This is a genomic window from Acinetobacter sp. CWB-G5, assembly GCF_019209785.1.
Taxonomy (GTDB): Bacteria; Pseudomonadota; Gammaproteobacteria; order Pseudomonadales; family Moraxellaceae; genus Acinetobacter; species Acinetobacter johnsonii.
This window is the reverse complement of sequence record NZ_JAHUTF010000001.1, coordinates 363,013-375,421: the sequence shown is the minus strand read 5'-3', so window position 1 is coordinate 375,421 and position 12,409 is coordinate 363,013. Positions and strand designations below refer to the sequence as shown.

Below are 12,409 nucleotides of genomic sequence, written 5' to 3'. Positions count from 1 at the left end.
ATTTCTGCGCTAAAATGTTATCTTTACTAAAATATTTTTCTCAATAACGATTAAATCTGACAAAGGCGAGATTGCATGCAAGATCGTACACTTAAACGTATTTTTATTTTGGCAGGAATCGCGCTCATACTCTGGGTGCTGTATCTACTTAAGCCTGTTGTTTTACCTTTTATTGGTGCATTTTTAGTCGCATATCTATTTAGTCCACTGGTCGATAGACTGCATAAAATTGGCTTACCACGTTGGTTATCTATTAGTGCTGTTTTTATCGGTATTGGCGTTGTCATTACATTGGCATTTTGGTATTTGGTTCCACTGGTGTGGGAACAGTTGATGTATGCAAAGAACAGCATTCCTTCAGGTATACATTGGGCAAATTATAAATTCCTGCCTTGGTTATCTGACAGTTTTAATCTGGTCCCAATGGAATTGGATGTTGATCAGATTTCAGCTGCGATTATGGAATATGTACAGACCAACTATAGTGCTGACAGTATTCAGGCTATGATTGCCAAATTGGCTCAGTCTGGACTGAACTTCATTCAGATTGGTGGTACTGTTGTGCTGATCCCAATTATTGCATTCTATTTCTTATTGGACTGGGATCGCATGCTGGACAGTTTCCGTCGTCTTATTCCACGGCGATATGAAGAACAGACCTTAGTGATTGTTAAAGAATGCCATAGCGTACTTGGTGCTTTTGTCAAAGGTCAGTTTTTGGTCATGGTGCTCTTGGGTGTGGTCTATGCAATGGGCTTACAGTTGATTGGACTTGAAGTGGGCTTGATTATTGGAATGGTGGCTGGGCTGTGCAGTATCATTCCTTACTTAGGTTTTGCTGTTGGGATTATTGCTGCAGTGATTGCAAGTTTATTCCAGTTTGGTATTGATTGGATGCAATTACTCTTGGTTGGCGTAGTCTTTATGATTGGTCAGGCGGTAGAAGGCTATATTCTACAGCCGTTCTTGTTAGGTGATAAAATTGGTTTGTCTCCAGTTGCTGTAGTATTTGCAGTACTGGCTGGTGCTCAATTGGGTGGTATTTTAGGAATGTTAATTGCATTGCCTGTCGCTGCTGTGATTGTGGTCTTATTAAGACATGCACGTGAGTTTTATGAAAACAGCCCAATGTATAGTACATCTACTTATGTTGTGCAAGATTCATCAGCGGGTTCAATTACGATTGAAACCGATCAAGTCGATGTTGATATTGAACTAAAAAATCAAACGGTAAAAGCTCAGCAAGCATCTGAAAATTCAAGTAAGATTGATCAGATAGACCATAAAGAAATTTAGGATACACAAACCAGCATGCGTCAATTGCAACTAGATATTGAACCCCAACTCGATGCCCGAATCAGTGATTTTTCTGGGCCGGGATGGGGGCATGTTATCGATGCGATTCGTCAGTTACATGCGGGTTTAATGAATCGTTTTTATGTGTATGGTGGTGCAGGTTCTGGGAAAAGTCATTTACTTTCAGCAATTTGTGATTCTTATTTGGATGTGGGTAAAACAGCGATTCAAGTTTCACTACTTGAACTGTTGGATGCTCCAACAGAAGCAATTACTTCTTTAGAGCGTTTTGACCTTGTCGCTTTAGATGACATCGAAGCCATAAGCGGTGTGCCGCATTGGCAGAAAGCGGTTTTTCACTTGATCAACTACAATAATGAAGAAGGCGGCCAATTGGTGTTCTCTTCTCGTGTTGCACCGATTGAATTAAAACTTGAACTACCTGATTTACAATCTCGCCTGACGCAAGCTGTAAGTGTGAAAGTACCAAACGGAAGTTTGTATGCCGATCGTTCTACATTAGTGATGTCGGTTTTATCGCGTCGTGGGATTCATATCGATCAACAGATTATTGATTATTTACTTGCGCATGGGCCGCATCAAACCTCGGTATTATTGCAAAGTTTAGAACAACTAATTCAACTGCTAAAAGGTGAGAAAACCAAACTGAGTAATGCAAATCTCAGACAAATTTATGCGCTAATTGACGAATATCGGTAAATCATAATATTACTTGAGAAATTGTCCGAGCTGTGACAGAGTACGAAAAATTGTTAGATATTGCAGGGATTTTGCAATCTAAGAATAAAAAGAAAAGATAAAATAAAAGCAAGGAGATCGTTATGCTCAAGAAGAGCATAGGTGTAGCTACGCTATTGGTGGCGAGTCATGCCTATTCGGACAATATTAAAGTGACCATCACTGACGATATTGTCAAAAATGACACGGAATGTTCACTTCGCGAAGCTATCGACTATATTAATCAGGGTATGCCTGAGGCGGGTTATTATGGCTGCGGGGGCAAAGATGCGATTTCCACCGTCATGCTTGAGAAAAATAAAACCTATTTGCTAAATACCCATCTTGCGATCAAAAAAGATTTAACACTCAGAACAAGTTATGACAGTTCTGTGGGGGAAGAAACTGTTCAGGGTTTAAGTAATGCCATCTTAAAAATGAATGGTTCTGACAACTTATTAAGGGTTGATAATGCTGAGAATGCTTTAATTCGTGTGTTAGTAAAAGAGGTTACTCTACAGGGCTGTGCGAAAGACTGCGGTGTGAATCAAGGTGGTTTAATTTATAACAATGAATATTTAGGTCTTGAATACGTCAAATTAACAGGTGGTTTTGCAGGGCAAGGGGGTGCGATTTACAATGTCGCAACCTTGCTCGAAGATGGTACCAGTCGTAGTCTAGTTGAAATTCGCTCTACTCTGGTTGAGCAAAACCAAGCGGCACAAGGTGCTATTTTGTATGGGGACGCGCCTTCTTTTCGGATTTATAATTCAGTTTTCAAAGAAAATAAAACAACAGATGCAAGCAGTGCCAATATTTACTCTGTCAATAATGCAGCTGTTAAAGAAGATACAACCTTATCCAGTTTAGCATCACGTCTGGTCAGTAGTACCTTTGTGAAAAATACAGGTTATGTCGTTAATGTTCGAGATGGCATGGCTTTGAATAACTTAACGGTGGTGGGAAACAGTAAAGGGATTTATTTCAATCCATCTACAAACTTGGCTTATCTGGCCAATAGTATTGTTTTAGGGAATGCCGAAAATACCATCACACAAAACTGTGCTGGGGATTTAAGTAAAGCAGTTCTTCAGAACAACTTAGTCACAGAAAGTGACTGTGGCAGTGGTGCGAGCTATTATCCGAATGAGTTTTGGTCTGGTGCTTTGATTGCAGGCAGTGATGTGGTGGGTGAGTGTAAAACCATGTCTGCAGATGCTGACAGTTTATTGTGTCCTTATATTGTTCCCAACCAAAAATTTTTAGGCTATATCCGTCCACGCATTTTAATGAGTCAGACACATTGGTTAGATTCTCCAATTGTGAACAAGGGTAAAGTCGTTGTAAACACAACGGATTCTTTAATTGGCTGTGAAAATTCAGATCAACGCGGTGTGAATCGAAATACGAATAATACCTTTTGTGACCGTGGTGCAATCGAGATTGAGGTCCCAACGACTATTAGCTTAATTGGTGAAGATCTGATTGCGGGGCAAGTAGCTAAACTTTCAGTTGCAGATCTGCTTGGAGATAGTGATCTACTGTCCAAAACCGAATGTGCAAGCTTGTTCAAATCGGCTAAAGCGCCAAATGGTGAAGAGTGGCAACCCGGTTGTATGCGGGTGCAGCAGACTCAAACGGTATCGAAAGGTAAAGTGGTGATTGATGAACTAGGAAATATTACTTACACGCCAAATGGAGCATGGCATGGTGCTGATATTTTCAGGTTACAGCTGGTCACAACCACGACACGTTTTGATGAACATATTCCGTTCATTGAAGTGAATGTACAAATTGTACAGGAACCGCAAAATCATATGGAAAGTGACAAAATTAAAACCTCTGGAGGAAGCACAGGTATTCTGAGCTTACTGGGGTTATTTGCTTTAATTTTGCTGCGTCGAAAATAAAAAGAAAAGGGCAAACATGAAACACTTTAAAAAAGGACTATTGGGTGTCATAGTGGTAGCTGCTATGACATTAATGGCTGCAGAAGATAGAACAATTCATGTCAACACATTTGAGGATGAAGATAATGTAAACATGAATCAATGTTCACTCCGTGAGGCAATCAAAACAGCCAGCTTAAATAAGGCTTATGGTGGCTGTAGTGCGGGGAATACGGGTTCAGGTCAAACCGATTATATTCAGTTAGCAGCGGGGACGTATAAACTGAGTAAGGAAATTGTTCCCGAGTCTAAAGTGGTGGTTTTTGGGAAAAGCCCTTATTTAGATCGTGAGAAAAATCCCATCACTTTTAAGTATCCAGCCCTAGGTGAGTTGACTTCACGGATTGATGCAGGTGGAAAGTCACGTTTATTCAATACCATTACCAAGACCAGTTTGACGCTAGAGAATGTCATTTTAGAAAATGGTTATTCGGCAGATGAAGGCGGTGCTTTATTGGTCGGTGGAGCATTAACCTTAAATAATGCACAAATTCTAAACTCAAAGTCCGATAAAAAAGGTGGGGCACTCTATCTCGTTGGTCCTGGTGAGCATCAGGTGACTGTAAATAATAGTGTATTACAAGGCAATCAAGCGCCTGTGGGTAGTGTTCTTGCAATGCAATGTTATGCAGGGCTCTTGGATGTAAAAACCAATATAGAATTTAGAGCGAATAGTATTATTTCGAATGGTCAGATATCGAATCTGAATACATTTGATTTTTGTGGTAATCCAAAAGTTGCTATGGCGAATAATACGATTGCAAAAAATACAGCAAATTCGACAAATGGAAGCATTATTTATGCCGTCAATACCCGAGAACATAATCTGAGTCTTGAGAGTAATTTCTTATTGTCAAATAACACTATTGTAGAAAACAGTGCAGCAACTGTTTTGGATTATGACGATTTCGGTATGAAGTCGTTGTATTACAATGTGCTTGCATATAATGGAAACACATCATGCCGCTATGTCGGTTCTCAGACACTATCCGATAAATATGATGCAGGTGTGACGGCTGGTTACAATGCGTTTGATACGGCGACCAGTCAGTGTGAACTGGCAGCAAGTGCACGAATACTCGATGGTACGACAGATACTAATATTGATGTGAAAAATGTGGCTATTGGAAGTCTACTCAGTTCTTTAACTTCGCCATCGAAATATAATTTATTCCGCCCCATGTATTTCCCGAAAGTGAATAGTGGTGGAGTTGATTTACTCGATACCAACAGTAAATTGAGCTGTAATGACAGTGATCAGCGCGGTCTAGATCGTATTGTCGACGGAACATTGATGTTAGCACCTGCGGAAGCCAACAGTTGCGATATTGGGTCGGTTGAGCTACGTCGTTTAGCGGCAGCGGATATTGCTGATTTGAAAAATAGCTCGCAGGCAGAACGTCTTCAGGCGTATGAGAATAATATTAAGGAATTGGAAGAATTAATCGCCAATAAAAACACCAATCCAGACTTTTTGATCGAGTTTAATGAGGAGTTAAAGCGTTATAAAGAGCTTTTAGCGGCAACCAAACTACATCAAAAGTACCGAGCGATTTATGTCGATCCTTTCCAGTTTGTCTTGCAAGATGAGACTGTGGTCAACACTGCTGATGGAACGTCGGCTTTAAAAGAAATGAACACTGAGAATTATACCATTACTGAAACTCAGGTATTAGGTGTAGGTGTGCTCAGCGCCAAAGATGGTGTGTTGGATACCTCAAAACTCAGAGCGGATCCAACTTTACGCTGTGAGTGGAAGGATGATTTAAAACAAATCATGATTTACCGCACCGACGGTAAGCCTACAACCAGCACAGAATATGTCTATTGCCAATATAGTGTGAAGAGTAAGGCTACGCAGGCAACATCTTCGGGTATTTTAAAAGCGGAGTTTAGCAATATACAACCGATTGCCAAAACGGATGAATACACCCTGAATTATGGTGGAACTTTAAAACTCAATGTAAATCCACTGGCAAATGATAGTGATGATGGTGATGGGCCAATTAGTACAGTCGCGGCAGAACATCAGCGTCCAGCATTTCACCGTGATGCGAATGGAAAGGGCCTTGCTATTCGTATAGTACGTCAGGATGCAGGCATTAATATTAAGCCAGAACGTACAGGTTCTTGTCCGGGAGAATATGAAAAATATGTATGTTATGGCGGCAATATTGAAGTTGAAGTCCGCAATAATTTCAGTCCATTCCCTTATGAAATTGAATATGTGATCTATGATGCAGAGGCTGAAGAGTCTAAATCTGCGATGATGTATTTTACGAACACTGCTAAAAATACCAATACGGAAGCGAGTGGCGGTGGTGGTGGCTCAATGGGTAGTCTTGGGGTGCTTGGATTGTTGTCATTAGCGTGGTTTAGACAACGACGAAAAATATAAATGTAAGCATAAAAAAATGCCTCACATGAGGCATTTTTTTATGAGCGTTTCTATAGTATTTATATTCGGCTAGGCATCTTAATGTGTAGCAGTGTTGTTATGGATATATTTATTGATATATTCATTACGAATATTCACGCGTTCATCTGCATCTGCTTTTTGCATGCGTACACGTAAATCACGTCGTTCTTGGGTGCTCATCTGTTGCCAAGTGTCACGCATTTTTTGCTTTTCTTGCTCAGGTAACTGAGTAAACCAGTCCATACGTTGTTGCAGGGCTGCACTTTGCGCATCGGGCAGTTCTTTTAGTGACTGGTAACGTTGAATCAACGCACGCTGTTCTTCTTCAGACAACGACTCCCATGTTTCAGACACTTGGGTATCTGCATCTTTAGAAAAAATCCAAAAACGATCAAAACCTGCAAAACTGGTTTGTAAAAAACCTAGCGTGCAAAGTGCGAAAGCGACACGTTTAGCTGCCATGTGGAACAGTGTCCTCACCTAAAACCAATAACATTTCTAAATCTTCAACCATTTGAGGTGAAAGTTTAGGAGTTGAAACCACTTGGTTATGTGGCTTTTCATCAAGGGTTATAGAGTTCGGAAGTACGACAAAGCCAGCAATAGCCGCAGCTAAAGCAAAACCAGACATTTTCCAAAGGCCATAACGTGAGGACTTTTGATCTTGAATGTCATCAAGAACATGTTGCATCACCACGGGTTTGTTTTTGTGGTGTTGCGCGAGCCCATCAAGTTTGGAGGTTACTTGCTTTAAGAAATCATCTTTCATTCGGATGATCCTCCTAGATGTGGATTCAAATGTGCGAGAGCATTGCGTAAGCCTTGAATCGCACGGTGGTAATGAGTTTTAACGCTGCCTTCAGAGCAATTCATGATTTGCGCAGTGGTTGCAGTATCAAAACCTTCCCATGCACGTAACATAAATGCTTGCTGCTGACGAACCGGAAGACCAGCAATGGCTTCTTGAATTTCATCCGCAGTGACAGCTTGACTTAAGAAGTCTGAAGGATTCAGCGCTCTTTCATCGACCACCTCATTGACTTCAAAATCGTCATCATCAAGACTGACTTTTTTGAAGAAAGAAAACGGTTGTGCTCGACGTGCTTCTTTACGACGCCAATCCTGTAATTTATTGGTTAAAATGGTATAGAACAGGGGATACCATTCTTCCGTAGATCGATCTGAATAAGATTTGTGTAATGAAATAAAAGCTTCTTGCACCAAATCCATGGCGATACCCTGCTGGTTTTGGGTGGCAGTTTCCATCATTACTAACGCACGACCAGTCACTTCTTGCATGAAGTTTTTTAGGCGAGACTCGGCGGTACTCTTTAGAGTACTAGAATCCTGCGTTTTAGACTGTTTGGGTGCTAAATCCATAGAGATGGAAAATCCTGTCATCGGATACCCACCATTATTTCCTCGATCATGTGCCTATAACGTTGGAAATAATGGTTTGGTTGACAACACAAGTAATTATTTTTTCTAGTGTAATCTATTTTTTCTGCTGAGCCGACTTTAGTTAATATAACTTAACGATTTTCAAGTCGTTGACGCACCATTTCAAAAAAGCAGATTGAACCCGCAATAGCGACATTGAGAGATTCTTGGCCACCAGGCTGTGGGATGCTTAGTGCTTGAGCATGTGCTAAAGCAAAGTCAGAAACTCCTTGGCCTTCATTGCCTAAGATCCAGACACAAGCTTGTGTTAAATCTTTTTGATATAAACTTTCAGCCTGATGTGAGCTGGTCACATACACTGGAATTTCAAAGCGTTCGAGTACATCTTCGATGGCAACGTTTTCATAGGTGTTGAGTGAGAAGTGTGCACCCATGCCTGCGCGTAATACACGTGGTGACCAGAGTGCAGCAGAACCTTTGGTACAAATAACTTGCTTAATACCTGCTGCTGCTGCAGAACGGAGTAGTGTGCCTACATTGCCTGGATCTTGAATGTTTTCCAAAATCAAGGTATCCAAGCTAAAGTCTACACTTTGGCTTGAGCTTGGTAAGTCTACAACTGCCAAGAAGGGCAAAGTGGTCCCCAATGTGCTTAAGTCTCGATATAGGCTTTCAGCAATGACAAAAACAGCACCTTCATATTCATCTAAAATATCGCAAATATCAGGGTGTTCGAGTGCATTTTCAGTGGTGAAAATAGAATTGAGTTTCTTCTTTTTTTCAACCCAAGCTAAGCCTAAGTGTGTCCCTTCAAGCACAGTTTGACCTTGCTTTTTACGGTAGCTACTTTGCTCTATTAAACCGCGCAGATGTTTAATCTTTGGGTTGTCTTTTGATTCAAGAAAAACGATTGACATGGGAGAGACTCATGCGCATAACGCTTCAGATGGCTATGCGCATTTAAAAAAAATTAGTTGTGGTAGCCGGTCACTAAATCGACTTCGTTTTTAGAACCAATAATCACAGGGACACGTTGGTGTAGGTCAGTTGGTTCGATGTCTAAAATACGAACGCGACCCGTTGTTGATGCACCGCCAGCTTGTTCAATTAGCATACTCATAGGGTTTGCTTCATACATTAAACGCAGGCGACCTGCTTTTTTCGGATCTTTGAGGTCGTATGGATACATGAAAATCCCGCTACGGCAAAGAATACGGTGAATGTCGCCCACCATACAAGCCACCCAACGCATATTGAAGTCTTTCTCACGTGGACCTGTTTTACCTGCAAGAAGTTCTTCAATATAACGTTTTACTGGGTTTTCCCAGTGGCGTTGGTTTGATGAGTTAATGGCATATTCTTTGGTATCTGCTGCCACTTGAATATTTTCAGAGGTGAGCAAGAATTGTTGAGTTTCTGGGTCAAAGGTAAAGAACACCGTACCTGCGCCGACTGTTAGTGCCAACATGGTTGATGGGCCATAAAGTACATAACCCGCAGCAACTTGTTGGTTGCCTGCTTGCATAAAGTCTTCAGCTTGTGTCACTGCATTTTTTGCAGGCAAGATTGAGAAAATAGTACCCACACACATATTGATGTCGATGTTGCTTGAACCATCAAGTGGGTCAAATAAAACTAAATATTTGCCATTTTCTTGAGCTGGCGTGAATTCATCCAATTCTTCAGACGCTAAACCACCAACTTGTGGGTGGATTTTTAGAGCATCAATCAAATAATCATTTGAAATTACATCCAGTTTTTTCTGTTCTTCACCTTGCACGTTTTCATGCTGCGCGCTACCTAAGACACCAGCTAAAGCACCTTTTTGTAAAGCTTGATCGATGGTTTGGCAAGTAGCAGCAATGGTGCTAATCACTTGTGCCAATTCAGGCGTAAGATTTCCCGTTTGTTGTTCTAAAAATTGGGACAGATTGAGATATGACATAAGGGGGAGGACTCCACTAAAACTTGAATACGTAACAAAATCAACATTGCGCTATATTTTAGTCGAGAACGAGACAAAAGAACAATTAAACTCGACTATTTGCTTCGATTTTACCCTTGCAAGTCTTGTGGAAAGTGCTATGTTGATGGAAGGAATATCAGGTAAAAATAGGAGCACAACAATGACAACGCAAAAATTTGATGCGACTCCAACGCCGAGCGAAGGGATTAACTTAGATGATATTTCAGACGATAGCGTGAAAAAAGCGTGGCAAGACTACGAAGCGAAAGCTGAGTATAAAAAGTTCAATAAACATGACATGATTGAATCTATGCAACATGCTGAAGAGTCTGATGAAAATCCCAAGCCTGAACAAGTTTAAGTCATAAAAAAGCGCTCATCGAAAGGAGCGCTTTTTTTATTTCAGTTGTGATACCAGCATTATTTTAAAAGTGGTGGTACTGCTTCGTAGTTAATTTCTACGCGACGGTTTTCTTTCCATGCATTTTCGTCATGGCCTGCATTGATTGGCATTTCTTTACCGTAACTAACAGCTTCAAGTTGGTTTGGACTCACACCTGTGGTGATTAAGAAACTTTCAACCGCTTTGGCACGACGTTCACCCAATGCCATATTGTATTCACGTGTACCGCGCTCATCGGTATGACCTGTTAACGCTACACGCGAATTTGCATTTGCCATTAAGAACTGTGCATGGGCTTGTAGCGTTTGGTAATCATCATTGCTGAGGTCGCTACTGTCATAGTCAAAATGTACAACGCGTTTTGCTAAAAATGCTTTGTTGGCTTCAGTCACGCCTTTTGCTGATGCACCTGCAAGATTTTGTGCATTTAAAGCAGCATCTTCACTTAGACCTTGAGTATTGACTGTGGTTGAGCCATTTGGGTTTTGGCCTGCTTCAATTGTTGCAGCAGGTTTGCGGCTCGCACAACCTGTAGCCACAAGAGCAGTCGCTAAGATTGGAAGGGCTAAAAGTTTGATCGATTTCATTCTTCATCTCCATGAAAATTGATGATTATTAAATGACTAGTCATTAAAAAGTTATTTGGGTGCCCAAGCAGGTTCACGGACTTCACCTTGTTCACTTGGTAAATTCATACGGAAACGGCCATCCAGTGACATGATCGACAACAAACCACGTGAACCTTCACGCGTTGCATAGACCACCATCTGCCCATTTGGTGAGAAACTTGGTGATTCATCCAAACTGGTTGGCGTTAAAATATTGGTGACACTTGAGTTTAAATCTTGAATAGCGACTTTATAGTTACTGCCGCTTGGACGGTGGACCAGTGCTAGTTTTTTGCCATCGGCACTGAGCGTACCACGTGCATTGAATGCGCCACGGAAGGTCAGACGGTTATAGCTGCTATTTGCCAAGTCATAACGGTAAATTTGTGCAGAACCGCCACGGTCAGAAGTAAAGATAAATGACTTACCATCTGGTGCATAACGTGCTTCAGTATCAATGGCACTGTCATTGGTCATACGTTGCAGTTGACGGGTTTCCAAGTTCATTTGGTAAATTTCTGGGTTGCCATGCATAGAAGCGGTGAACAACATACTTTTCCCATCTGGTGAGAAGCTTGGCGCACCATTTAGACCACGGAAGCTAGCAAGCTTTTCACGCGCACCTGTGGAAAGGTCTTGGACATAAATTGCAGGGCGTTTGGTTTCAAATGAAACATAAGCAATTTTCTTGGCATCTGGTGTCCAAGCAGGCGATAGAATGGGGTCGCGTGAGGTTAAAATTGTACGTGGTTGCTCACCATCAGTATCCGCGATTTGTAGTGTATAGCGTTGTTCCGGTGTAGCTGGATTGCGTAGCACATAAGCAATACGACCGCTAAAGTCCCCAGGAATACCAGTTAAGGCTTGATAAATGGCATCACTAATCATGTGTGCAGCAGAACGAACGCGTGATGCTGGAACGGTTAATAATTCATTTAAAAGATATTGTTGTTTTTGGACATCATACAGTTGGTAATGAACCTCGTAGCTACCATTTTCAGTGGTTTTTACTGTTCCTGTAACGACATATGGAACACCAGCTGCTTGCCAGTTGGCTGCGTTCGGATTATTCATGCTGGCTGTTGCAGGTAAATTTTTTGAAGCGCTGGTAAATTTCCCTGAGCGGTTTAAATCTGTTTCAATAATAGGATAGAGGCTACTGTCATTGCTAAAAGGTACGATTGCAATTTTAGGCGCTTCTTCAGGTGCTTTTGCAATTTCTAAATGAAGCTGAGCATGCACTTGAGTCACTAAGACTGGGCTGAAAGCAGTTAAAATGGCTAGGCTAAGAAGGTGTTTACGCGTCATTTCCATCATTCGTTATTTACTCAAACAAACGGCTTTTATTGTGGGTTTAATTGTTCTACATAATGGCATGATTTTCTAATATTAAAAGCATGAAATTATGACTGATCTGTTATAACACTGTGAAAAATGAGTAAGAATTAAGTCGTTGAAGCGTAAATGCTAAAACGGGTAGGTAGATATGTGTGATAACGGGGGAGTGGCGATTTGCTTGTATTGAGTGAAATATCGACTGAAATTAAAAATGTTGTAATGGTTGTTATTGAAAGCTAAAACAGATTAAACGTATTTAAAATAAGTCATTTGAGTACTTAAAAATACTGT

Annotated in this window: 12 protein-coding genes; 5 read left to right on the top strand and 7 right to left on the bottom strand. The window is 41.0% G+C overall.

The annotated features are described in order from the left end of the window. Window positions 1–75 precede the first annotated feature (75 nt). The 4 genes from cxpE to KVY11_RS01870 all read left to right on the top strand — a co-directional run bounded on the left by cxpE (window position 76) and on the right by KVY11_RS01870 (window position 6,381). Window positions 76–1,296 (top strand): chloramphenicol efflux transporter CxpE, encoded by a 1,221-nt coding sequence (cxpE, locus tag KVY11_RS01885; protein ID WP_218287930.1) that lies wholly within the window; start codon window positions 76–78, stop codon window positions 1,294–1,296. Window positions 1,297–1,311: 15 nt separating this feature from the next. Next, window positions 1,312–2,016 (top strand): DnaA regulatory inactivator Hda, encoded by a 705-nt coding sequence (gene hda / locus KVY11_RS01880; RefSeq protein WP_058869325.1) that lies wholly within the window; start codon window positions 1,312–1,314, stop codon window positions 2,014–2,016. A gap of 122 nt (window positions 2,017–2,138) precedes the next feature. Then, complete coding sequence (gene rbtA / locus KVY11_RS01875; RefSeq protein WP_218287929.1) at window positions 2,139–3,944, top strand: rhombotarget A; 1,806 nt, start codon at window positions 2,139–2,141, stop codon at window positions 3,942–3,944. Between the two features lie 64 nt (window positions 3,945–4,008). Continuing rightward, window positions 4,009–6,381 (top strand): CSLREA domain-containing protein, encoded by a 2,373-nt coding sequence (locus KVY11_RS01870; RefSeq protein ID WP_256350544.1) that lies wholly within the window; start codon window positions 4,009–4,011, stop codon window positions 6,379–6,381. Window positions 6,382–6,459: 78 nt separating this feature from the next. Here the strand turns inward: KVY11_RS01870 and KVY11_RS01865 are convergent, their stop codons facing one another. From KVY11_RS01865 to KVY11_RS01845, 5 genes are all read right to left on the bottom strand, one after another. Then, entirely contained in the window at window positions 6,460–6,864 is a 405-nt protein-coding gene (locus tag KVY11_RS01865) for a DUF3106 domain-containing protein (protein WP_058869328.1), read from the bottom strand. After that, window positions 6,854–7,171 (bottom strand): hypothetical protein, encoded by a 318-nt coding sequence (locus tag KVY11_RS01860; protein ID WP_010326405.1) that lies wholly within the window; start codon window positions 7,169–7,171, stop codon window positions 6,854–6,856. The genes KVY11_RS01865 and KVY11_RS01860 overlap by 11 nt, the downstream gene beginning before the upstream one ends. Beyond that, a complete protein-coding gene (locus tag KVY11_RS01855; protein ID WP_010326406.1) occupies window positions 7,168–7,782 on the bottom strand; it encodes an RNA polymerase sigma factor in 615 nt (204 codons plus the stop codon). Before KVY11_RS01855 ends, KVY11_RS01860 begins: the two co-directional genes overlap by 4 nt. A 152-nt stretch (window positions 7,783–7,934) precedes the next feature. Next, window positions 7,935–8,720 (bottom strand): RNA methyltransferase, encoded by a 786-nt coding sequence (locus KVY11_RS01850; RefSeq protein ID WP_218287927.1) that lies wholly within the window; start codon window positions 8,718–8,720, stop codon window positions 7,935–7,937. 53 nt (window positions 8,721–8,773) lie between these two features. Then, complete coding sequence (locus KVY11_RS01845; RefSeq protein ID WP_058952079.1) at window positions 8,774–9,748, bottom strand: class 1 fructose-bisphosphatase; 975 nt, start codon at window positions 9,746–9,748, stop codon at window positions 8,774–8,776. A 181-nt stretch (window positions 9,749–9,929) separates the two neighbouring features. On the opposite strand from KVY11_RS01845, the gene KVY11_RS01840 reads away from it, so the two are divergent. After that, complete coding sequence (locus KVY11_RS01840; RefSeq protein WP_004980614.1) at window positions 9,930–10,130, top strand: NF038105 family protein; 201 nt, start codon at window positions 9,930–9,932, stop codon at window positions 10,128–10,130. Between the two features lie 59 nt (window positions 10,131–10,189). On the opposite strand, the gene pal is transcribed toward KVY11_RS01840, so the two are convergent. After that, a complete protein-coding gene (pal, locus tag KVY11_RS01835; protein ID WP_168159064.1) occupies window positions 10,190–10,759 on the bottom strand; it encodes a peptidoglycan-associated lipoprotein Pal in 570 nt (189 codons plus the stop codon). A gap of 51 nt (window positions 10,760–10,810) precedes the next feature. Then, window positions 10,811–12,094: a Tol-Pal system beta propeller repeat protein TolB gene (gene tolB, locus KVY11_RS01830; RefSeq protein ID WP_171522876.1), complete on the bottom strand. Its 1,284-nt coding sequence runs from the start codon at window positions 12,092–12,094 to the stop codon at window positions 10,811–10,813. Window positions 12,095–12,409: the final 315 nt, after the last annotated feature.